We start from the raw sequence: 23,184 nt of genomic DNA, 5'->3' as shown, positions 1-23,184 counted from the left end.
TCATGTCCAGGCCTAAAGCAGGAAATCGCTCGCGGTCAGGTTATGCACACCGATCAACCGGATCGCCATTTCAATCGTTGCAGGATTATTGTCCGTATTCGCTTCGACAAAGCTATCCGTGCCGTCCGAATAGACATGGACCTGTCCGGGCGCGGTGAAGGCTCCTGTAACGAATGCGAAGTGCTGACTGCCGCCAAGCACAATATTGGCATCGATGCCGGACAGGCTTATCTTGTCGATGCCGTCCTCGAAATCCATGATCCGATCCATGACGAGGGGCGTGCTGTTGCCGATTGCATTGTAGATGAACAGATCGGCACCCGAACCCCCCGTCAATATATCGGCCCCCGCTCCGCCGGTGATGCGATCATTGCCTGCTCCGCCATCGATAACGTCATTACCGCCATTGCCGACCAGCGTGTCGTTGCCGCCGTTGCCGATCAGCGTGTCGTTGCCCGCCGCTCCCTTCAGCGTATCTTCCTCCCCCGTGCCCGTCAGCGTCGATCCGCCATTCGCCGCCGTCAGCGAAACGCCTTTGACGTTGGTGATGACGATGGTCAGGTTCTGGAAATCCTGCGCACCCAGGCTGTCGGTCGCCAACACCTGCACCTGGTAGCGGTTGTCCTGATTGGAGTCGGTGGGACTTTCGAAATCCGCAGCCGTTTTGAAGGTCAGGACACCCGTGGCCGGATCAATATTGAAGAGTGATCCATCAACTGCCGATCCCAGCGAATAGCTGACGGTCTGGCCGATATTGACATCGGTCGCATGGACAGTCGTCACCGCCGTCCTGTTCTCCGCCACATTGATTGTGGCCGACGCGCCACCGCCATTGGACGTGATGATCGGCGGTGCGTTGAATATGGTGACGGTCACTGCAATGGCCTGTTGGTCATAGAATGTTCCGTCCGAAGCGCGAACCGTCACATCGTAGACATTGTCGTTGCCGGCATCGGTCGGCAGCAGAAAATTGGGCGCGTTCAGGAAGTTGAGCTGGCCGGTCGACGCGTTGATCGTGAATTTGCTGGCATCCGCTCCCCCGGCGATCGAATAGACCAGCGTCGTGCCGACATCAGGATCGATGGCCGTCACCTTCATGACGGGTTTCGTGCCGCTGGAAACGGAAATGGCAGCCGTGTCGCCACCGCCGCCCGAAGTGATGACGGGCGTGGATTCGTTCGCATTGGTAATGGTGACGTTGATCGCCTGATCAGCGAACAATGTCCCGTCGGATGCGCGGACGGTCAAGCTGTAGACATTGTTTCCGTTTGCATCGGCAGGGGCTTCGTAATTGGGCGGGGTCAGGAAACTGAGCGCTCCCGTCGATGGATCAATCGCAAATGCCGTGCGATCCGGACCCCCGACGATCGAATAGACCAGCGTCGTCCCCGCGTCGGGGTCGATCGCCTGGACCGTGGTCACTATGGTGGTGTTTTCAGGAACGGAGATGGCCGCTGACGCTCCACCGCCATTTGAGGTGATGACGGGCACCTCGTTCACATTGGTGACGGTGACCGCCATGGCCTGTTCATCGAACAGATAGCCGTCGGAGGCGCGGACCACCACATTGTAGACATTATCCTGGCCGACATCGGCGGGCGCTTCGAAATTCGGTGCGTTGATGAACGAAAGTACGCCGGTCGTGCTGTTGATCGTGAACCTGGCCGCATCCGCCCCGCCGGATATGGAATAGGCGACGACGTCCCCGACATCCGCATCGGTGGCGGTGACGGTGGTGACCAATGTGCCGTTCTCCGGCCTTGAAAACACCGCGCTGTCGCCGCCGCCGTCGGAAGTGATCACGGGCTGATATCCCGTTTCCAGCGTGACATTGTGAAGGCCGGAGCTGCCGAGATCCAGCGTCACGATCTCTCCGACCTGGCTGGCCAATGTGGCGCCGCTGACGATGACGCCCTTGGCGCCGGGATTGGCGATATCGATGATGACCTTGCCCTCGCCCACCAGCGAGAAGGCCAGATTGCGACCGTCACCCGTGACGTTCATCAGCACCGACCGCATCGGCAGGTCGATGATATGGGTCACGTCGTCTGCCGCAGCACCCATGTGGATGGTGAATGTGCCGCCGCTCTGCGGCAGGAATACGCTGTCGCTGTCATAGGCATACCAGCCCGAGACATTCTGTATGACCAGTGATCCCTGGCGGTCGACATCGAGCGAGAGATTGCCGACATTGGCTCCCGTGACGGAGGCGGTGATGGTGGTTCCAACCACCGTCGAGGTGATCGTCGAACTCTTGAGCGCCGTCATCCGGTGCGCCAGATCGTCCAGTGTCACAAATTCCATGTTGGCCGCGACCGCATGTTGCAGCCAGGCGTTGAACATCGAAATGTCATAGGGGCCGTCAGCCGTCGGACTGCCCGACACGAAGTCCGCCGCGCCATAATCATGCCAGGGCCAGACGATCACAGGGGTTTGCGCATTGGCAACGAGCTTGTCGAATTCGGCCAGCCAGGCGCTGGTGGCATCAGCCACGCTCTTTCCCTGGAACTCGACCAGGGTAAAATCGAAGGAGGTGTTGGGCGCGAAATAGATCTGGCTCTGATTGTCGGGCGTCATATAGCCGAAGGCATTGGGAAAGCCCGCCCCCTGCGCCGCATAGCCGCCCGTCAGATAATCCGTCACATATTTCATGATCTCCTGGGAGACCGGCAGCGTTTCCGGCATGCCGGGGACAGCGGCGCCGGCCACCTGGAAGGCGTAGCCCAGATAATTGCTGAGCTGGGTGTTGATGATCGAGGTGCTGCCGCCGAACTCCGTCGCGATCTGGCTCGCGCTCAGCTTGTTGGTATCGTCAGGATGGGTCAGGCTGTGCGTGCCGATCTCGCTGCCCAGATCCAGTATCGCCTTGTAATAGGGCGCCGATATGGCCCAGTCCGTGCCGGTGCCGTTCGTTCCATTCCCGACATTGATGAAAAAGCTGCCGACGAAATTGTAGTCGGCCTTCCATTGGGTGAGGATGGGCAACAGCTTGTCGTAGATGCCCGGCGTGGATCCCGGCGGATTGACGTCTTCCAGTTCCTGGCTCTGATCCATGTCGACGCGCGCAGCGACGATGCCGGAATCGCGGGTCAGATGCAGGCCGACCGACAGGCCGGTCCCGTTGACCGCATAGCTTATCGCCTGTTGCAGCATATTGGCGTCGGCCATGACGCCGTCGCTGGAGAAGAGGACATTGCGCGCCAATCCCGTCTGGGTGGCGAGCGCCGCCGTATAGGTCTGGCCGCCGTTGATGGTTTCGGTCGCGATCGTCTGGCCAGTGCCGCTGACGCTGGTGAAGGCGTTCCACCCGACATTGGTGTAGCTGTTGACGAGTTGTCCGTTCGTATAGTGATCCAGCACTAGACCCGCCGGATCGGTCGCGTTCACCTGCACGTTGCCGGTGCCCCCCGTGACCCGCGTGGCGTCGAACAGGACCTTCATCGCCGCATAGGGATCACCCGGAAGCGGGTCGCCGCCAATGGTGCCTCCACTCACATAGGGCTGGTTCGTCATGAACTCGCCCGCGGTGATGAGCCCTATGCCCAGTTGCTTGCTGGCCATTTCGAGCGTGTGGGTAATCGCCTCCACCTGGTCGACCGGTACGTTGCGGAAGGACGGAAAGACCAGCGCGTCATAATGGGAAAGCTTGTTGAGGTCGGTAAGATCGGCTTCGGTCAGGATGTCGAAGGGGATGCCGGCCTGCATCGCCTGGGACTGGACCGACATGAAGAGTTGGGAATAGGCGGTCGAGTTGAAATAGGCATCGGAGGTCGTCTGCGAAAAGACGATGCCGATCCGCATGTCGGGCGCCTCGGTCGCCGTCGGCTGATTGAAGACCGTGAAAGGTGCAGACTGGTAGTTCGACGGCAGGAAGATCGTGTCGTTGATGTCGTAATAGCTGTACATCGCCGCCGGATTGCCCACCGAAGCGGTCGGCAGCCGGAATTCGACGGTCGTGTGATCAGCGGACCAGGCGGCGGTCAGGCCGCCGAGCACCAGGGTCTCACCTGCAGCGCCGGTATAGAGATTGATCGTCCCGTCGGCGGCGAAATTGATGTTATATTCCGCGCCGCCCGCATAGCCGAATATCTGATAGCCGGTGGACGTCTTGCCATCCGTGTTCAGCCAGATCGTCGTATTCGTGCCGATGGCGACGGGCGCCTTCAGGGCGAAGACGAAGTCGCCATTATCCACGGTTGAATAGATCTGATAGCCGGAATTACTGTTGTCATCGATCCGATCGGTGGCAAACCAGTCATCCAGAGAGCCGTCTATTGTGACGCTATGGCCAAAGGTCATGACAAACCCCCAAACTTATGGATCCTGGAAATCACATCATAAGTTTGCGACCGGAACGTTTTTTCTTTTATTCGGCAAAGCCGAGACAGAACATATATTGGACAACGAAGGACAGCACTTCTCCTGGCATCGACGATAAATCGATGCCATCCGGCCCGTCCCGGCCATTATCCGCGCCAATAAGGCGATATCAGAGTAAAAAGCTCACTTTTCTCAAAACGCCCTTGCGGCCCGAACATCGGAAGCGCCGCATATGGCTACAGTCAAACCACGCAATCTTGGGGCGACTCGATTTTTAACAATTTTTTTCCATGGTTAATGTGCTGTTAGATACGATCTTATGTCAACTTCATTTAACCAGCATTCCCATAAAATTGTCCCGTTCATGAATAGATGGGTCTGTCATTCGACATATGAGATCGTCGATTATAAAATTTGATTTATATCTTAGGGTATATCCCAGAGGGAGTTGTTTTTCTTTATAAGGTTGCCAGTTTTGATTGCCCGTCCCGCCGGAACCATTTCGTGATCCACGATCAATGTTCCCAAAATACAGGGACCATGACTATGTCTCCGGCTCACAAAAATCTCTCGCAACTCAGCGCCTTGGCAATGGCAGCTTTGATGCTTGCTGGCTGTGGTGGTGGCGGTAGCGGTGGCGGCGCCAACAACAATAGCGCCCCGACTCCGACGCCCGCGCCAACAACAGCGCCTTCGCCCAGCCCGACCCCGTCACCGACGCCGCTGTCCAGTTGGGACTGGATATTGCAGAGCCAGGGATTACCGGCGACGCCGCCTTCGGTCGCCTATCTCGACGTCGACGGGTTCGACACGCCGACGAGTTATGTGACGCTTGCCAAGGCCAGCGGGATCAGGACGATCTGTTATCTCGACATTGGATCGGCCGAAAATAATCGTCCAGACTATGCCAGCCTGGCCGCCATTTCCGGACTGTTGGGCAACAGCTATCCCGGTTTTGCGGGGGAACGCTATATCGACATCCGCCGCTATCCCGAGTTCATCCAGATCATGGATGACCGATTGCGCATGTGCCGCGACAAGGGATTTGATTATGTCGAATTCGACGTCATGGATTCCTTCGAGGATGGCGCATCGACCACCGGCTTCGCCCTGACCGAGCAGGATATGATCGATTATGCCACCGCCCTGTCGGTTCGGGCACGGGGCTATGGGCTGAAACCGGTGCAGAAGAACGCGAGCAAATCATCCGCCAAGCTCCTTCCCCTGTTCGACGCGATCCTGTTCGAAGGCTGCGTCCTGGACAATTTCTGTTCCGATGCCGCGCCCTATATCGCGGCGGGAAAACCCGCCTTCAATGCGGAATATCCGGAAGAATGGCCAGCAGGCTCATTCGATCGAACACGGGTGTGCAGTACCTCTGTCAGTGCGCAGATTTCGACGATCATCACCGTCGTCGCGCTCGATCGGCCTGCCCCCGACCGGTGCAACTGACATGATCCATTGATAATTTCGGCAGAAATGGAGCGGATTTACGCGTGCAAAAGGGAAATTCGACAATCTATTTCTTGCACTATTTCTCTTTAATATCGGTTACGACTTGTCACTATTCTTAAGTTTTTATCTGTTTTTTCAATTCTGTGGCGAGACAATCCGACTTGCGGCATTGACGTCATGCGGCTAGGTTCACCTTTCGTTCTGGAAAGGGGCATATATGGACAGCCTGGCCACCATCTTTGTCATTGTCGCTCTGGTCGCGGGGCTGGCGATCGGCTGGCTGGCGCGGGGCCGGTCCGTGGCTCCGCTGCTGGCGGAAAAGGCCGATCTGGCGGGCAAGCTCGACATGGCGGCGGCCCAGCGCAATGCCGCCATCCAGGAACTGGTGGTGGCGCAGGAACGCGCGGCGCAGGCGGCGGATCTGGCGCAGAAGGTGGAAGCGGAGCGCGCGGCGCGGGAAGTGGCGGGGCGGGAACTGGCGGCGTTGCGATCCGACACGCAGGCACGGGCGGAAGCCTTCGAGGCGCAGATCGCCGCGCTCAAGGACGCGAAGGAGCAGCTTTCCGCCCAGTTCAGCGAGATTGGCGGCAAGCTGCTGCACCAGGCGCAGAGCCATTTCCTGGAACGCGCCGACCAGCGCATGACGCAGGCGCATGAGAAGAGCGAGGCGCAGCTCAGGCAATTGCTGCATCCGGTCAACGAGACGATCCAGCGCTACGACCAGAAGATCACCCAGATCGAGCAACAGCGGACAGAGGCCTATGGCATCCTTCGCGGCGAGATCGAATCGATGAAGACGGGCCAGGAGGCGGTGCGCGCCGAGGCCCAGCGGCTGGTCGATTCGCTGCGCCATGCACCCAAGGCGCGCGGGCGCTGGGGCGAACAGCAGTTGCGCAATGTCCTGGAAACCTGTGGACTGTCCGAGCATGTGGATTTCCGGACCGAAGTGAGCGTGGAGGGCGAGGACGGCCGTTTGCGCCCCGATGCGATCCTGCGCATTCCGGGCGGGCGGGCGCTGGTGATTGACGCCAAGGTGTCGCTGAATGCCTATCAGGATGCCTATGGCGCGGAGAGCGAGGAGGAGAGGAAACGGCTGCTGTCCGCCCACGCCGCCGCCATGCGCGCGCATGTCGATACATTGGGGCGGAAAAGCTATGCCGACCAGTTCGACGAGGCGCCCGATTATGTGATCATGTTCGTGCCCGGCGAACATTTCCTCTCCGCGGCGCTGGAGCATGATCCCCAGCTTTGGGACCATGGCTTTGCAAAGCGGGTGCTGCTGGCCACGCCGACCAACCTCATCGCCATCGCCCGGACCGTCGCGGCGGTTTGGCGCCAGGAAAAGATGGCGGACGAGGCCAAGCGAATCGGCATGCTGGGCAAGGAACTATATGAGCGGCTGGCCGGAGCGGCAGGTTCGCTCAAGAAGCTGGGCAACCGGCTGAACGGGGCCGTGGCCGATTATAACAGCTTCGTCGGCAGCTTCGAAGGTCGTGTGCTGGTGACGGGGCGCAAGCTTCGCGACCTCAATATCGAGACGGGTGGCAAAGAACTGGAGGAACTGGAGCCGGTGGAGGCGCTGGTCCGCGAACCCTCTTCGGCGGAAGCGATTCGGGCCCTGCCGAACGCGGCAGAATAGAAGGCGGCATGAAGTTAGGAAGCTAACCAATGCCGTTCACCACAGGATGGGACGCTGAGATTGCTTGTCGCGGCTATTTATTAGTTCGCTAAGAATAAGAGAGTGCTCCCGTCACCCCCCTTGAATTTGCGTGCGGGGCCGCTGACTGGCATGGGCGAATCATGAAACGCATCGGCCTTCTCGGCGGCTCCTTCAATCCGGCGCATGACGGACACCGAGATATTTCCCTGTTCGCGATCGATGCTCTGCGACTGGATGAAGTCTGGTGGCTGGTCTCTCCGGGCAACCCGCTCAAGCCGAAAACCGGCATGGCGCCCCTGCCCGCCCGCCTTGCCCACGCGCAAAAAGTTGCGCGGCGCAACCTCATCCGGCCGACTGCGATCGAGGCGCGGCTTCATACCCGCTACACGATCGACACGGTGAAGGCGCTGCAAAGCCGCTATCGCCGCAATCGCTTCATCTGGTTGATGGGGGCGGACAATCTTGCCCAGTTCGGCCAATGGAGGGACTGGCGTGGCATAGCCCGGATTATGCCCATTGCCGTAATCGCCCGGCCCGGCTATGATGAGGACGCCCGTGGCTCATCGGCCATGAGCTGGCTGCGGCGCTTCGTCCGGCCCGCACGCCAGAGTGCAGCATGGACGGATTGGAGACCGCCGGCGCTTGTGCTTCTGCGCTTTCGCCCTGATCCAAGATCGGCGACCCTGCTGCGGCAGGCAGACCCCCTCTGGCATCGCGAATATGAACACAAACGCGTGCGCGACCCGCTCACGCGCCGGTTGATTGTCTAGAATGGAGCATCTTTGACCAGACCGCATCCCGCCAACGACACGGCTCATAATGCCGACAGCGTTGCCGCCCTGCACGACCTTGTCTTGAAGTCGCTTGACGACGACCAGGCGCAGGAAACCATCTCCATCCCCCTCGAAGGCAAGAGCAGCATCGCCGATCATATGGTGATCGCCAGCGGGCGTTCATCCCGTCAGGTGGCATCGATGGCGCAGAAGCTGGCCGAGCGGATCAAGCAGGCGACCGGCCGCTCCGCCCGCGTCGAGGGCCTGCCCGTGGCTGATTGGGTGCTGATCGACGCGGGTGACGTGATCGTCCACCTTTTCCGGCCGGAGGTTCGCAGCTTCTACAATCTGGAACGGATGTGGGGTTTCGTCGACGCGCCGGTAGCGGGAACCGCCTGAGCCGCCCTTCGACAAGCGTGTCCCAAGCCGTTAGTGGGGGGACATGCTTCTCCACATCATTGCCCGCGGAAAGATCGGGCGCTCGCCCGAAGCGGAACTGGTCGACCGTTATGCCAAGCGGCTGACCATGCCGTTCAAGATCACCGAACTGCCCGACCGGGGCGGCAAGCTGCCGCCGGCCTCGCCGGGCACGGTGAGCGTCATGCTCGACGAAAAGGGCAGGCAACTCAGTTCCCTTGATTTCGCCCGTCATGTCGAGGGCTGGCGCGATTCCGGCAAGCGCGAATGCCGCTTCCTGATCGGCGCGGCCGATGGCTTCGACGATGCGGAGCGGGACAAGGCCGACCTGCTGATCGCCTTTGGCGCGATGACATGGCCGCACATGATGGCCCGCGCCATGCTGGCCGAGCAATTATGGCGGGCTTGCTCGATCCTGGCCGGCCATCCCTATCATCGCGAGGGATAGCGCCCACGGACCCGTGTTCCTGCGCCGATCAGGAATATGCGGGAATGGAGGTTCTTTCATTCCGCCCAAACACGGCCTAGTCAGATGCGGTCGGCATAGCGGGCCGGCAGGGGGCCTTGGTTGAGACGGACGGCAATCTTCGCGGCATGTCTTGCTGGTGCGGCGGCGCTCGCCGGATCGCGCCTGCCCGCCGCCGATGGGCAGGCCATCATCCTGACGGGCACTGGCGGGACCAGCCTCAGCGAGGAACAGGCCGCCCTGAAGACCGCGCGCCGCCAGTCGGAGGAAGCGCGATCGCGTTCCGAGCGGCTGGAGAAACAGGCGGCCGCGGCCCGCAGCGAAGCCGATCAGGCCCGTCGCCGCGCCGCCGCCATGGCCGCCCGCATCCAGCAGGCAGAGGCCGACATCCAGGCCGCGCAGGCCCGCATCGCCATTGTCGCCCGGCTTCAGCGCGCGCAGGCCGCTCGTCTGGCCGCCAGGCAGGAGCCGGTGGTGCGCCTGACCGCCGCCTTGCAGATGATGGCGCAGCGACCATTGGCGCTGGCGCTCGTCCAGCCGGGATCGATCGACGATGCCATCCATATGCGCGCCATGCTGGCACAGGTGCTGCCCGTCATCGAGCAACGGACAGCCGGCCTGCGCGCGGAGCTGGAGCGCAGCCGCGCGCTGCGCGCCACGGCCGAGCAGGCGGCGGCGTCCCTGGCGCAGAGCCAGGAGGACCTGAAGCAAAGGCAGGCCGCGCTGCAAAAGCTGGAAGCGCAAAAGCGGCTCGCGGCGCAGGATTACCGCGCCAATGCCGATCTGGAAAGCGACCGGGCGCTCGCCCTTGGCGAGCGGGCCCGCGACATCGTCGACCTGATGGACAGGCTGGAGGAGGCAGGCGACCTGCGCGACCGGCTGGCTGCCCTGCCGGGGCCGCTGCTGCGCCCCGCCCGACCTGACCAGGCCCGCGCCCCCGCGCCCGCCCGTCCACGCGGCATGGGCGCGCCGCCGCCCTATCGCCTGCCCGTCGTCGGCGAGCTGGTGACCGGCATGGGCGAGGTGTCGGAAGGCGGCGTCCGGTCAAGGGGCCTCACCATCGCCACGCGGCCCGATGCGCTGGCGGTCGCGCCGACCGCGGGGCGCGTCGTCTTTGCTGGCCCCTATCGCGGCTACGGGCAGATCGTCATCATCGACCATGGCGGCGGCTGGACGACGCTGATCACCGGGCTGCTGCGGCTGAACGCCGCCGTGGGCGATGTGGTGCGGCAGGGCGATCCGCTGGGGAATGCCGGGCCGGGGCGACCCAGCGTCACGGTCGAACTGCGGCGCAATGGCCGCCCCGTGGACATTGTGCCGCTGGTGGGCGCGGGCTGATCCAGGCCGGTCCAGGCTATTTGCGTCGGCAGGGCGCGGGCCCCGCCTTCGCCGCCAGGCCCCCGATCGGCAAAGGCGCGACTCGCATTCGAACACAACTTACTTTCCCGCGCATTTTGCCCTAGGCGCTTTCCATGCCCCGACCATCTGCCCCCAAGGACGTCCCCGGCCTCCCCGCCCGCCGCGCCGCGCTTCGCCTGCTGGATGCCGTTCTGCGCCGCGGCGATCCGCTCGAAGGCGCGCTGCATGGCGCGGCGCAGGGGCTTGCCCCGGCGGACCGGGCGCTGGTCCACGCCATCGCGGCCGAGACGCTGCGCCACCTGCCGGACCTCGACGCGCTGATCGACAGCGCCACGCGCCAGCCGCTTCCCCATGATGCCAAGGCGCGGATGGTCCTGCGCATCGCCCTTGTCCAGGTGCTGGCGCTGGGCACCGCGCCCCACGCCGCCATCGCGACTGCCCTGCCGCTGGTCGATGGCGGCCCCCGCAAGCTGGTGCATGGCGTCTTCGGCACGCTAACCCGCGCCGATCCCGCGCTACCCTCGCCACCCACGCTGCCGCATGAGACCGCCAGCCGCTGGGCCGCGCAATGGGGCGAGGCCATGCCGCAGGCCGCGGCCCACGCCTATGCCCAGCGTCCGCCCGTCGACATCAGCCTGCGTGATCCCGGCCAGACCGCGCATTGGGCCGAGGCCCTCAATGGCCTGAGCCTTGCCCCCGGCCATGTCCGCCTGCCCGAAGGCGCCGTCATCCCGGATCTTCCCGGCTTCGACGAAGGCGCCTGGTGGGTCCAGGACCTGGCCGCTTCCATCCCCGCGCGCCTCCTGGGCAGGGGAGAAGGACGCGATGTGCTGGACCTCTGCGCGGCGCCTGGCGGCAAGACGATGCAGCTTGCCGCTGCCGGCTGGCGCGTGACGGCGGTCGACCAGTCCAAAAAGCGCCTGGAGCGCCTGAATGAAAATCTGGAGCGCACCGGCCTGTCCGCCGCGATCGTGCAGGCGGATCTGCGCCTGTGGGAACCCGACGCTCCGGCGGACGCCATATTGCTCGACGCGCCATGCACCGCGACCGGCATCTACCGCCGCCATCCCGACGTGCTGCACCGTATCGGCGCGCGGCAGATAGCGGAGCTGGCCGAGATCCAGGCCGAACTGCTGGCGCGCGCCGCGGCGTGGCTGAAGCCGGGAGGCATGCTGATCTACGCCACCTGTTCGCTCGAACGCGCCGAGGGCGAGGAGCAGGTCGCCCGCTTCCTCGACGAATGGAAGGATTTCAGCGCCTTGCCTGCGACGGCCGCCGAATTGCCTGACGGCATCCAGCCTACGGCGCAGGGCTGGGTCCGCACCCTGCCGGACAATCTCGCCGCGCAGGGCGGCACCGATGGCTTTTTCGTCGCAAGGCTGATACGATCCATCAAGCCTTAACCAGACCAGCCCTATGGTGCGATCCGGCATTCAGAAAGACCTGTCTTGCGCCCGACCGAGCCTCTTCCCCTGCATCATAGCTGGCCGCTCTACGCCTTGCGGGACCATCTGGCGCCCGTGATGCTGGACGACCGGATCGCCAGCGACGATGGGGCACTGGCGGAACGCGGCCTTGGCCTGTGGCATTGCGACCTTGGCGACGACAGTCTGAGCTGGACCAACGGCGTCTATGATATTTTCGGGCTGGAGCGCGGGATAACGGTTCCCCGCCCGCTCGCCGTGTCGCTGTACACAGCCGAAAGTCGTACCGCGATGGAACAGTTGCGCGCCTATGCGATCCGCCACAGGCGGGGCTTCACGGTGGACGTCGACATCCGTCCGGCGGATGGCGGCGAATGCGCCATGCGCCTGATCGCTGCGCCCATCGTCCAGCGAAATCAGGTGGTTTCCCTGCACGGCGTCAAGCAGTTCCTGCCGAAGGGTTCGAAGCCGTCGACGGGACTAGACCCGACATTGTTCGTCCTCTCCTGAAAGCCCGCGATTCGGATCGGCACGTCCCGGCCAAAGCCCGTGCCGAAAGCCTGTGGCCAAAAGCCTGTGGATAGCGTTAATCGAACGTTGCCCTTGGCTTCTGCCAAGGCTAAGGCCGATAGTCAAATGACCAGCCCGATCCTGATCTCGCCCTCCATCCTGTCCGCCGATTTCGCCCGTCTGGGCGAGGAGGTCCGCGCCATTGACGAGGCCGGGGCGGACTGGATCCATATCGATGTGATGGACGGCCATTTCGTGCCCAACATCACCATCGGCCCCGGCGTGGTGAAGGCGCTGCGCCCCCATACGAAGAAGCCGTTCGACGTCCACCTGATGATCTCCCCCGTGGACCAGTATCTGAACGCCTTTGCCGAAGCGGGCGCCGACATATTGACCGTCCATCCGGAGGCCGGGCCGCATATCCACCGCTCCATCCAGCATATCAAGTCGCTGGGCGTGCAGGCAGGCGTGGTGCTCAATCCCGGCACCCCGGCCAAGATGCTGGATTACCTGATCGATGATGTCGACCTGATCCTGGTGATGAGCGTCAATCCCGGCTTTGGCGGACAGAGCTTCATCAGCAACCAGCTTCGCAAGATCGAAGCGATCCGGAAGATGATCGAGAAGTCAGGCCGCGACATCCGCCTTCAGGTGGACGGCGGCATCGACTTCGCCACCGCGCCCCGCGCCATCGAGGCGGGCGCCGATGTGCTGGTCGCCGGCACAGCGACCTTCCGGGGCGGGCCGTCCGCCTATGCCGACAATATCCGGACGTTGCGCGGCGGGTGAGCGACCGCCGCCGCCTTTCCCCCCATCCCGCCCCCGAGGAGGCCGGATCCGGCCCGGAGGACGGGATCGAGCAGGGCAAGCGGCTCATCCGCATCGCGGATGACAAGGGACTTTCGCTGGCGCAACGCATCGCCAATCGCTTCTATCTCCTGAGTTGGAAGACGCCGATCCACGGCCGCCGGCTGAAGGGCAAATATCCACTCAAGCTGCTCGCCGTGCCGGACGACGAAATTCCCGGCAACGCCCATGCGGGCCAGGCGATCCGTGCCGGCTATTTCCTGTTCCGGGGCCAGAAACTGCCCCTGGACAGGCTGGATTTCGCCAATCCCGGCGTGCCGGCGGGCTTTGCCGATTATCTGCACGGTTTCCATTGGCTGCGCGACCTTGCCGCCGTGGCCACCCGCGAACAGGCCGCGCCGATTGCCGAAGGCGTCATGCGCAAATGGCTGGCCGCCCATGCCGACACGCCCAGCGAACCCGCCTGGCGCGCCGACAATGCGGGCTGGCGCCTGTTCTTCTGGTCGGCCTATGCACCGCTGATCCTCTCGTCCAGCGACCTTGTCTATCGCTCGCTGGTACTGAACTGCATCGCCCGCACCGCCCGCCATCTGGACCGCGGCGCGGACAAGGCGCCGGTCGGGCTGCCGCGCCTTGTCGCCTGGGGCGGGATCGTGGCGGCCTCTATGCTGCTGCCCGGCGGCGCGACGCGCAAGCTGTTCGGAGAAGCCGGCCTCAAACGCGCGCTCGACACCGGCCTTCATGGCGATGGCGGCATCATTTCGCGGTCGCCGCTGGACCAGCTTGAAGCCATCATGCTGCTGACCATGGTCGCCGCCGTCTATGAGGTGCGGCGTGAACAGACGCCCGCTTTCCTGACGGAGGCGCTGGCAAGGGCGGTTCCGGCTTTGCTGGGCCTCACCCATGGCGATGGCGGGCTGGGCAACTGGCAGGGGGCCGGCGCCGTCGATCCCGCCACCGTCGAAGCCGTCATCCGCGCCAGCCGCGTCCGCGCGCGCCCGTTGCGGCAGGCCAATGGCTGGGGTTATCAGCGGCTGGCCGCCGGGACCACGGTGATACAGGTGGACGCCGCCCCGCCCCCGGTCGCCCAGTTGGCGGATGCAGGTTGCGCCTCCACCGGCGCGATCGAGATCAGCGACGGGCAGCAGCGGTTGATCGTCAATTGCGGCGGCGCGGCATTGGAGGGCGCGTGGGTACCGCGCGATCTGGCGCAGGGTCTGCGCACCACGGCGGCCCATAGCACGCTGGTGCTGAACGACAGCAATTCCACCGCCCTGCTGCCTGACGGCACGCTGGGCAAGGGCGTGACCGAGGTCGAGATCAACCGGCAGGAAACGGAAAGCGGCAGCCGGTTCGACCTCAGCCATGACGGCTATGTGCGGCGCATGGGCTATGTCCATCGTCGCCTGCTGCTGATGAGCGGAGACGGTAAGGAAATCCGTGGCGAGGACATGCTGACGCCTGCAGCGCGGCGCCGCAAGCCGGTGAAGCTGCCCATCCAGCTCCGCTTCCACCTGGCGCCCGGCGTTGAACCCACGCCCACAGCCGACGGGATGGGCGCGCTGCTGCGCATCGACACGGGCGCGACCTGGCAATTCCGCGCCAATGCGGGGAAGCTGACGATAGAGGAAGGCCTGTGGGTGGATGCCCATGGCCGTCCCCATGGCACAAAGCAGTTGGCGGTCACCAGCGAAGCCCTGCCGGGCGGATCGACCGTGGGATGGCTGCTGAAGAAAGTCAGCTGAGGCACCCTACAGCAAATGATCCGCAACAGGGCTTGATCGCCCACCTCCCCGACCGGCGCTAGAGCGGGTTTCGATCTGATTGAATCAGATCGCCGCTCTGGATTCCTTGTTTTCCGCGATTTCTTAACCAGCGATCGGTGCCGATCGCTTGGAAATCGCTCTAGTCCCGCCGGAGCGGATCGAGGGCGCTCGACTTGCGTATCTTGGGCGCGTGGGGCGCCGCAGCGGGGGAAAGGGCGGAGGCGCGAGGCGGCATGAACGTGCCGCCCGCCAACTCCTCCAAGGCGGCGATGCGCTTTTCGGTTGCCGGGTGGGTGGAGAAAAGCTCGCTCACATGCACGGGCACGATATAGAGTTGCGCGGCGGCGGGATTACGTTCCGCCACCGGGTTGGGAATCATTTCCGCCCGGCCGGAAATCTTGGCGAGGGCAGAGGCCAGCGCGCGGGGGTTACCGCTGATCTCCGCACCCGCACGATCAGCGCCAAACTCGCGCGTGCGGCTGATCGCCATCTGCACGATCATGGCCGCGAAGGGCGCGACGATCACCGCGAGCAGGGTCGCCACGATATTGCCATGGCCATTTTCCTGATTGCCGCCGCGGAAGAACAGGCCGAAATTGGCGAGCATGGAAATCGCGCCCGCAATGGTCGCCACCATCGTCATGATCAGCGTGTCGCGGTTGCGCACATGGCCCAGTTCATGCGCCATGACGCCGCCGACTTCGTCCCGGCTCAGCATCGAGAGCAGGCCGGTTGTGGCCGCGACGGCAGCATGATCCGGGTCGCGACCCGTCGCGAAGGCATTGGGATGGGCCTCATCGATCAGGTAGACGCGCGGCATGGGAAGGCCGGCGCGCTGGGCCAGCTCTGCAACGAGGGTGTAGAATTCGGGCGCGCTTTGCCCATCCACCTCCCGCGCATTGTGCATGGACAGCACGATCCTGTCGGCGTTCCAGAAGGTGAAGAGGTTCATGCCCGCCGCCACCAGCAGGGCGACCACCGCCCCGCCGCTGCCGCCCAGCGTATAGCCCAATGCCATGAACAGCGCCGTCAGCGCCGACAACAGCATCGCCGTCTTCATCCCATTCACTTGCACAAATCTCCTTTGCGGCCCAGAAGCGGGCCGGCCCTGAATATGGGGTGACGATGACGCGCCCGCAATCGAAAGGATGATCGATGGGAACCTTCAACGGCAAGCGCCCCGCGCATGTGAAGCCGCCCGCGCATCTTTCCAAGAGCCCGCCCGTGCCGCAGCCCGACCCGATCGACAATCCTTCGCCTCATGACGAGGAATTGAGCCCGGTTCGCTATGGCGACTGGGAACGCAAGGGAATCGCTGTCGATTTCTGAACGGTCGTCGAAGAGGGTTAACGGCTCATCGCTGTTTGGGCACAGTTGGCGACGGCCTGTGCCGCTGCTGCGGGCGGCATCGGCGCCCCCCCTAGCCTTTTGCGCTGCAAAACGGGCAGGCTTTCTTTGGAGCGGAAAGCATAACATGCCGGGGCGCGGATGAAGTGAACGTGGTTGCCGAAGTCAATTTGAGGGCAGTGTCGGATTATGCGCCGGAAGATGCGGCGCTTTTATGTGCGGTGGGTCGACTGGTCTGCGCCTGGACGATGCTGGAGCAGAGCCTGGAGGCGAAGATCGCGATGATGCGGGAAGCCATGGGGGATGTGCGGACCGTAGGTGCCCGGACCCGTCCGGGCATGACGAAGCTGATGACCGAAATGCGAACGATGGTGTCGATGCGGGACAGGCGCAATGCCAGCGCATTGATGGAAATATCGGATATCGAGCGCGACATGCAGAGGATCGACCGTTTCCGGTCGCTCATCATCGGCGGCTTTCAGCAGCCCGCGCCCGGCGGTTTCACATGCCGCGATGCGCGGAACAATCAGACGCATGTCTCGCTTGAGCAACTCGAAGCGGAAATTGCATCCCTCGAAAGGGTGGCGCAGCGCCTGCTGGCTGTCTGAAGGGGTTAAGTAATCTTCCATGCTTGATCTTTACGTGGCGGAGGGCGAAGCCTTTCGACGCGCCTAGCGAGAAACAGGAGCCTCATGTCCTATAAACCGATTCGCAAAGCCGTTTTCCCTGTCGCGGGTCTTGGCACGCGCTTCCTTCCGGCGACCAAGTCGGTGCCCAAGGAATTGCTGCCGGTCGTCGATCGGCCGCTGATCCAATATGCCGTCGACGAGGCGCGAGAGGCGGGGATCGAGCAGATGATCTTCGTGACCGGCCGCGGCAAGGGCGCGATCGAGGATTATTTCGACATGGCCTATGAGGCCGAGGCGACCCAGCGCGAGCGGGGCAAGGATCTTTCGGCGCTGGATGGCACCCGCCTGTCGCCCGGCAATGCGGTGTTCCTGCGCCAGCAGGAGCCGCTGGGCCTGGGCCACGCCATCTGGTGCGCGCGGGACATTGTCGGTGACGAGCCCTTCGCCATCCTGCTGCCCGACGAATTCATGAAGGGGACACCCGGCCGGGGATGCCTGAAGCAGATGGTCGATGCCTATGAAAAGGTCGGCGGCAATCTGGTCTGTGCGCTGGAAGTGCCGATGGCCGATACGCCGAGCTATGGGGTGATCGATCCGGGCCAGCGCGACGGCGCCCTGACCGAGGTGAAGGGATTGGTGGAAAAGCCCGCACCGGGTACGGCGCCGTCCAACCTGATCCTGCCGGGCCGCTACATCCTGCAGCCCGAAGTGATGAAGATCCTGGAGACGCAGGAGAAGGGCGCCGGCGGCGAGATTCAGCTGACCGATGCCATGGCGTCGATGATCGGTACCCAACCCTTCCATGGCGTGACGTTCGATGGCCGCCGTTTCGATTGCGGGTCGAAGGCAGGCTATATCGAGGCGAATCTCGCCTTGGCGCTGGATCGCGAAGATATGGGCGAACATATCCGCAAGTTCGCGCTGGCCGAACTGGGCGTCAGCGGGATCGCGGCCGCGGCCTGACAGGGCAGGAAAACGGCAGGATCAGGGAAGGCGCGGCGATGGGAGCCGCGCCTTGACCGGATCCTGCCCCTTGCGGAACAAGGCATCCGCCAGACCTTGCCTCTCCCCCCGAATTATCATAAGGCCCCGGCGTCATCTGGGGAGTAGCCAGCCGTTCCGAAGGGGACGGACCGTTCGTCAACATATTTGGCCGAGAGGTCGTGGCGGACGGGATGCAGGGGACTTTTGAGCCTCCCTGCATCGGGCGAGACCAATGGCATCATCCTCTCCGTCCGGCCGGGCGGGAGCGGATGGTGGCATTGTGTCTTTGTCTTTCGCCTGGCCCGGACAGATCCTGATGGAAGCATTTTTCACCTCCGCCGCACTCGTCGCCCTCGCCGAAATGGGGGACAAGACGCAATTGCTGGCGATGCTGCTCGCCACCCGCTTCCGCAAACCGGTGCCGATCATCGCGGGCATATTCGCAGCAACCCTTGCCAATCATTTCCTGGCCGCCCTGGTCGGTCATTCGGTCGCGGGCGTGTTGAAGGAAGCCTGGTTTCGCTATGCCGTGGCTGCGAGCTTCATCGCCATGGCGGCGTGGACGCTGATCCCCGACAAGATCGACGAGGACGAACCGTTGCGCGCGCCGTCGAAGGCGGGCGTGTTCCTGACGACGCTGGTCGCCTTCTTCCTGGTCGAAATGGGTGACAAGACGCAGGTCGCGACCGTGATGCTCGGCGCGCGGTTCGACAATGTGCTGGCGGTGACGGCCGGCACGACGATGGGCATGATGATCGCCAATGTCCCTGCCGTGCTGTTCGGCGAAGCATTGGCGAAGAAGGTGCCGATGCGCGCGCTCCAGATCGGGGCGGCCCTTCTGTTCCTGGGACTGGGCCTGTGGATGATTGCTGATTTGCAGGGCTGGATCGGGTAAAGCAGTTGTCAGCGGGCGGCGGCTGTTGCAAGGGGATGGCGTACGCGTCCCCTCGAAAAAGGGGATGCGCAGGATCATTCCCTTTGAACATACAGGCATGGGACGCGTGATGAAGGACAGTCTGGTTACGGTGTTCGGCGGCGGCGGCTTTCTGGGCCGGCAGGTCGCCCAGGCGCTCCTGGCGCGTGGCGCGCGGGTGCGCGTGGCGCAGCGCGATCTGTCGACCGCCCTGCGCGTCAAGCCGTTGGGCGCCCTGGGCCAGACCCAGTTCGTCGCGGCCGACATCCGCAAGCCCGAAAGCGTCGCCCGCGCCGTTGCCGGCAGCGACATCGTCATCAATCTGGTGGGCGTACTGTCCGGCGATTTCCAGGGTTCCCATCATGACGGCGCGGCGAACGTCGCCAGGGCGGCGGCGGAAGCGGGCGTCCGGGCGCTCGTCCACGTCTCCGCCATTGGCGCGGACGCGCAGAGCCCGTCCGCCTATGGCCGGTCGAAGGCCGAGGGCGAAGCGGCGGTCAAGGCGGCCTTCCCCCATGCGACCATCCTGCGCCCCTCGATCATTTTCGGGCCGGAAGACCAGTTCCTCAATCGCTTTGCGGAGATCATCCGCATCGCCCCCGTGGTGCCAGTGATCGCCGCCGACACCCGGTTCCAACCGGTCTATGTCACGGACGTGGCGCAGGCCGTCGCCAATGCCGCCGGGAATCCCGGTGAATATGGCGGCAAGACCTATGAACTGGGCGGGCCGCAAAGCTATACGATGCGGGAACTCAACGCCTGGATCGCCAGGGCCATCGGCCGGGAGCGCAGCCTGTGCGCCGTTCCCGCCTCTGTCGCCTCGTTGATCGCCATGCTGCCGGGCGGCCCGATCACGCAGGACCAATTGTCCATGCTGGCCAGGGATAATGTCGTCGCGCCCGGCGCGGAGGGACTTGCCGAACTGGGCGTCGCGGCCACGCCGATGGCGGCCGTCGCGGAGAAATGGCTGGTCCGTTACCGCAAGCATGGCCGCTTTGCCGGCCGTGCTCAGGCCTGATCGGTCGCAATCCGATCAGGCGGGCCGACATGGGACCGCGACAGGCCGTCTTGCACGGGCCATTCGCTTCTGCACAATGGATGCCACGTTCCTGACGCCCTTCCCCGTTCGGGGGAGGGCTTTCCCCTGCTTGCCCCATAAGGATCTCATCCGCCCATGGACCTGCATTATCTGACAGTCATCCTGCTTGGCATCGTCGAGGGGTTGACCGAGTTCCTGCCCGTATCCTCGACCGGCCATCTGATCCTGGCGAGCGAATTGCTGGGCTATGATGCGTCGACATGGGCGATGTTCAACGTCATCATCCAGTTGGGCGCGATCCTGGCGGTGGTGGTGCTTTACTGGCGTACATTCTGGGCAGTGGGCATGGGACTGCTGCGCCGGGAACCGACAAGCTGGCGCTTCCTGCGCAATCTGCTGGTAGCCTTCATCCCGGCAGCGATCATTGGCCTGGCGCTGCATGATCATATCGAACAGTTGCTGGGCGCGCCGAAGGTCGTCGCCTGGGCGCTGATCGCCGGCGGCGTCGCGATCCTGGCGATCGAGCGGATGGTGAAGGAAAACCTCTTTCACGGCATAGCCGACATTCCCCTCCTCCGCGTGGTCGGCATCGGCCTGATCCAGTGCATGGCCATGATCCCCGGCATCAGCCGTTCGGGCGCGACGATCATGGGCGCGCTGACGCTGGGGGTGGAACGGCGCACAGCGGCGGAATTCAGCTTCTTCCTCGCCATCCCGACCATGTTGGGGGCATCGACATTGGAACTGCTGAAGAATGGCGACAAGCTGACATCGGCGGCGGTGGGATGGGACAGCATCGCTCTGGGCTTCTTCGTGTCCTTCATCGTCGCCCTGCTGGTCATCAAATGGTTCGTCGGGCTGGTGTCGCGGCACGGCTTCGCGCCATTTGCCTGGTATCGAATCGTCGCCGGAATCGCCGCCCTGGCGTGGCTTTCCCTAAGATAGGTCCAAATCGGCCATATTAAGCGCAAGATTATTTCAGACTTGGGTGCATTCCAGCGCGTTTTTCCCATAAATATGTCATCTGTGCTGACCTAATTCGTAGAATCCACGTGACTCTGCGGGTTTTTCTGCTATGCGCACCCTGCAAATTCTTTTCAGGGACTCATCATGGCAGACAATCCAATGCTGAAATTCGTGGGAACGGGCCAGGCCTATCCCGAGAAGCGTTCGGCCGACGATCGCGCCGACGACTTCCTGGAAATCAGCCGCAGCTTCATCCTGGACAGGGCGGAGGAACAGGCGTCGCGCTGCTCGCAATGCGGCGTGCCCTATTGCTCGACCCATTGCCCGCTGCACAACCATATTCCCGACTGGCTGCGCCTGACCGCCGAAGGCCGCCTGCGCGAAGCCTATGAACTCAGCAACCTGACCAGCACCATGCCGGAAATCTGCGGCCGCATCTGCCCGCAGGACCGCCTTTGCGAGGGCAATTGCGTCATCGAATTTTCCGGCCATGGTTCGGTCACTATCGGTTCGGTCGAAAAGTTCATCACTGATACGGCCTGGAAGGAAGGCTGGGTCGAGCCGCTCGTGCCCGGCGCGTCGCTGGGGCAGTCGGTCGGCGTCATCGGCGCGGGTCCGGCGGGCCTCACCACGGCGGAATATCTGCGCGTCGCGGGCTATGATGTCCATGTCTACGACCGCCACGACCGCGCCGGCGGCCTGCTGACCTACGGCATTCCCGGCTTCAAGCTGGAGAAGGACGTCGTCATGCGCCGGATCCAGCGCCTGAAGGATGGCGGCATCGTCTTCCATGAAAGCTTCGAGGTCGGCCGCGACGCGACCATGGATGAACTGCGCAGCCGTCACGACGCCGTCCTGATCGCGACCGGCGTGTACAAGCCGCGCGACATCAAGGCGCCGGGCGTCGGCGCGCCGGGCGTGGTCAAGGCGCTCGATTTCCTCATCGCCTCCAACAAGGCCGGCTTCGGCGACGCCGTGCCGGAGCATGAGGACGGTTCGCTCCACGCCAATGGCAAGAAGGTCGTCGTTATCGGCGGCGGCGACACGGCGATGGATTGCGTCCGCACGGCGGTCCGCCAGGGTGCGACTTCGGTCAAGTGCCTCTACCGCCGCGACCGCGACAATATGCCCGGATCGCAGCGTGAAGTCGCCAATGCGGAGGAGGAAGGCGTGGAGTTCGTCTGGCTCTCCGCCCCCATCGCCTTCGAAGGCACCGACCACGTGACCGGCGTCAAGGTGACGAAGATGCGCCTCGGCCAGCCCGACGCATCGGGCCGCCGCGCCCCGGAACCCGATCCGGGCACGGAGCATGTGCTGGAGGCCGATCTGGTGATCAAGGCGCTGGGTTATGATCCGGAAGAACTGCCCAGGCTGTTCGGTGCGGAAGACCTGTCCGTCACCCGCTGGGGCACGCTGCGCGTCGATCACAAGACGATGATGACCAGCATGGACGGCGTGTTCGCGGCGGGCGACATCGTGCGCGGCGCCTCGCTGGTGGTCTGGGCGATCCGCGACGGCCGCGACGTGACCGAACATATGCACCGCTACCTGAAGGCGAAGGCCAAGGCGGCGGCCGGGGAAAGGGTAGCCGCCTGATGCGCGCCGCCTTCCTCCTCCTGCTGGCGACCCCGATCGCTGCACAGGCCCAGGCCCAGGCACAGGTTGCCGCGGCGGCGGTCCAGCCTGTGGACCCGGCACTGCTGGCCAAGGCTCAGCCGATCGCCTCCATCATCTTGCCCGACGGCACCATGGAAAGGATGATGGGGCCGATGATGCAGAAGATGATGGGACCAATGATGGACGGCATGACCCGAATGCCCATCCGCGAATTCCTGAAGATGGGTGGCCTCGATCCGGAAAAGGCCGATAGCCTGGGTAAAGGCACGGTCGAGGAAATGATGGCGATCATCGACCCCAATTTCCGCAAGCGGATGGACGTGATGGTCAACAGCATGATGCCGGCCATGGGTCGCTTCATGGGACGCTATGAACCGGACATGCGGGAAGGCATGGCAGAGGCCTTCGCCTATCGCTACAGCGCGGCCGAACTGGACCAGATCAGCGCCTTCCTGAAAACGCCCGTCGGCGCCAAATTCGGTGCGGGCTTCATGGAGCTGGCCACGGACCCGCATTATATTGGCCGAATGCAGAAGATCATGCCTGAAATGATGCAGGCCATGCCGGAGATCATGAAATCCTCCGCGGAACAACTCGCCAAGCTGCCCAAGCCGCGAACCTATAATGATCTGACGAAGGCCGAACGCGAGCGTCTCACCGCGTTGATCGGCGCGGACGCGAAGAAGGCCAACTGACAATAGCGCCGGCCCCGCCGGCAACCAACGGAATGAC

Annotated in this window: 20 protein-coding genes and 1 riboswitch; of the genes, 18 read left to right on the top strand and 2 right to left on the bottom strand. The window is 63.6% G+C overall.

Annotation, left to right across the window (positions count from 1 at the left end):
* Positions 1-12 precede the first annotated feature (12 nt).
* Entirely contained in the window at positions 13-4,299 is a 4,287-nt protein-coding gene (locus tag MRBLMA1_RS17190; protein ID WP_363738404.1) for a cadherin domain-containing protein, read from the bottom strand.
* 612 nt (positions 4,300-4,911) lie between these two features.
* Between MRBLMA1_RS17190 and MRBLMA1_RS17185 the strand changes: the two genes are divergently transcribed.
* The 10 genes from MRBLMA1_RS17185 (at position 4,912) to MRBLMA1_RS17140 (ending at position 14,936) form a co-directional block, all read left to right on the top strand.
* Positions 4,912-5,772 (top strand): endo alpha-1,4 polygalactosaminidase, encoded by an 861-nt coding sequence (locus MRBLMA1_RS17185; protein ID WP_363738402.1) that lies wholly within the window; start codon positions 4,912-4,914, stop codon positions 5,770-5,772.
* A gap of 220 nt (positions 5,773-5,992) precedes the next feature.
* Complete coding sequence (rmuC, locus tag MRBLMA1_RS17180; protein ID WP_363738400.1) at positions 5,993-7,414, top strand: DNA recombination protein RmuC; 1,422 nt, start codon at positions 5,993-5,995, stop codon at positions 7,412-7,414.
* A gap of 158 nt (positions 7,415-7,572) precedes the next feature.
* Entirely contained in the window at positions 7,573-8,205 is a 633-nt protein-coding gene (locus tag MRBLMA1_RS17175; protein ID WP_363738943.1) for a nicotinate-nucleotide adenylyltransferase, read from the top strand.
* Positions 8,206-8,217: 12 nt separating this feature from the next.
* Positions 8,218-8,607, top strand: a complete 390-nt coding sequence (gene rsfS, locus MRBLMA1_RS17170) for a ribosome silencing factor (protein WP_007686701.1) — start codon at positions 8,218-8,220, stop codon at positions 8,605-8,607.
* 43 nt (positions 8,608-8,650) lie between these two features.
* Positions 8,651-9,073, top strand: coding sequence for a 23S rRNA (pseudouridine(1915)-N(3))-methyltransferase RlmH (locus tag MRBLMA1_RS17165; protein WP_363738397.1), 423 nt, complete (start codon positions 8,651-8,653; stop codon positions 9,071-9,073).
* Between the two features lie 120 nt (positions 9,074-9,193).
* On the top strand, positions 9,194-10,429 hold the full coding sequence (locus tag MRBLMA1_RS17160) for a murein hydrolase activator EnvC family protein (protein WP_363738395.1): 1,236 nt from the start codon (positions 9,194-9,196) through the stop codon (positions 10,427-10,429).
* Between the two features lie 134 nt (positions 10,430-10,563).
* Positions 10,564-11,853, top strand: a complete 1,290-nt coding sequence (locus MRBLMA1_RS17155; RefSeq protein ID WP_363738393.1) for an RsmB/NOP family class I SAM-dependent RNA methyltransferase — start codon at positions 10,564-10,566, stop codon at positions 11,851-11,853.
* Positions 11,854-11,898: 45 nt separating this feature from the next.
* The gene (locus MRBLMA1_RS17150; RefSeq protein WP_363738391.1) at positions 11,899-12,384 is read left to right on the top strand and encodes a diguanylate cyclase; all 486 of its coding nucleotides are present in this window, start codon (positions 11,899-11,901) and stop codon (positions 12,382-12,384) included.
* A gap of 126 nt (positions 12,385-12,510) precedes the next feature.
* Positions 12,511-13,173 carry a ribulose-phosphate 3-epimerase gene (gene rpe, locus MRBLMA1_RS17145; RefSeq protein ID WP_363738389.1) on the top strand — a complete coding sequence of 221 codons (663 nt, stop codon included), beginning with the start codon at positions 12,511-12,513 and terminating at the stop codon, positions 13,171-13,173.
* Complete coding sequence (locus tag MRBLMA1_RS17140; protein ID WP_363738387.1) at positions 13,170-14,936, top strand: heparinase II/III family protein; 1,767 nt, start codon at positions 13,170-13,172, stop codon at positions 14,934-14,936. The genes rpe and MRBLMA1_RS17140 overlap by 4 nt, the downstream gene beginning before the upstream one ends.
* 160 nt (positions 14,937-15,096) lie before the next feature.
* Here MRBLMA1_RS17140 and htpX read toward each other — a convergent pair whose 3' ends face one another.
* Positions 15,097-16,017: a zinc metalloprotease HtpX gene (gene htpX / locus MRBLMA1_RS17135; RefSeq protein ID WP_414714777.1), complete on the bottom strand. Its 921-nt coding sequence runs from the start codon at positions 16,015-16,017 to the stop codon at positions 15,097-15,099.
* A gap of 95 nt (positions 16,018-16,112) precedes the next feature.
* Between htpX and MRBLMA1_RS17130 the strand changes: the two genes are divergently transcribed.
* The 8 genes from MRBLMA1_RS17130 (at position 16,113) to MRBLMA1_RS17095 (ending at position 23,147) form a co-directional block, all read left to right on the top strand.
* The gene (locus tag MRBLMA1_RS17130; RefSeq protein WP_133652548.1) at positions 16,113-16,286 is read left to right on the top strand and encodes a DUF1674 domain-containing protein; all 174 of its coding nucleotides are present in this window, start codon (positions 16,113-16,115) and stop codon (positions 16,284-16,286) included.
* 197 nt (positions 16,287-16,483) lie between these two features.
* The gene (locus MRBLMA1_RS17125) at positions 16,484-16,912 is read left to right on the top strand and encodes a hypothetical protein (RefSeq protein ID WP_133652712.1); all 429 of its coding nucleotides are present in this window, start codon (positions 16,484-16,486) and stop codon (positions 16,910-16,912) included.
* A gap of 84 nt (positions 16,913-16,996) precedes the next feature.
* On the top strand, positions 16,997-17,896 hold the full coding sequence (locus MRBLMA1_RS17120; RefSeq protein ID WP_133652547.1) for a UTP--glucose-1-phosphate uridylyltransferase: 900 nt from the start codon (positions 16,997-16,999) through the stop codon (positions 17,894-17,896).
* A 125-nt stretch (positions 17,897-18,021) separates the two neighbouring features.
* Positions 18,022-18,138, top strand: a riboswitch (yybP-ykoY riboswitch).
* Between the two features lie 95 nt (positions 18,139-18,233).
* A complete protein-coding gene (locus MRBLMA1_RS17115) occupies positions 18,234-18,812 on the top strand; it encodes a TMEM165/GDT1 family protein (RefSeq protein WP_363738385.1) in 579 nt (192 codons plus the stop codon).
* 109 nt (positions 18,813-18,921) lie between these two features.
* A complete protein-coding gene (locus MRBLMA1_RS17110; protein ID WP_363738384.1) occupies positions 18,922-19,848 on the top strand; it encodes a complex I NDUFA9 subunit family protein in 927 nt (308 codons plus the stop codon).
* A 156-nt stretch (positions 19,849-20,004) separates the two neighbouring features.
* Complete coding sequence (locus tag MRBLMA1_RS17105; protein WP_363738382.1) at positions 20,005-20,814, top strand: undecaprenyl-diphosphate phosphatase; 810 nt, start codon at positions 20,005-20,007, stop codon at positions 20,812-20,814.
* Positions 20,815-20,979: 165 nt separating this feature from the next.
* Positions 20,980-22,431: an NAD(P)-dependent oxidoreductase gene (locus MRBLMA1_RS17100; RefSeq protein ID WP_363738380.1), complete on the top strand. Its 1,452-nt coding sequence runs from the start codon at positions 20,980-20,982 to the stop codon at positions 22,429-22,431.
* Complete coding sequence (locus MRBLMA1_RS17095) at positions 22,431-23,147, top strand: DUF2059 domain-containing protein (RefSeq protein ID WP_363738379.1); 717 nt, start codon at positions 22,431-22,433, stop codon at positions 23,145-23,147. Before MRBLMA1_RS17100 ends, MRBLMA1_RS17095 begins: the two co-directional genes overlap by 1 nt.
* The last annotated feature ends 37 nt before the right edge of the window (positions 23,148-23,184 follow it).

Source organism: Sphingobium sp. LMA1-1-1.1, from assembly GCF_040676365.1.
GTDB lineage: Bacteria > Pseudomonadota > Alphaproteobacteria > Sphingomonadales > Sphingomonadaceae > Sphingobium.
Note: the sequence above shows the minus strand (reverse complement) of the source record. Positions and strands in the feature narration are given on the sequence as shown.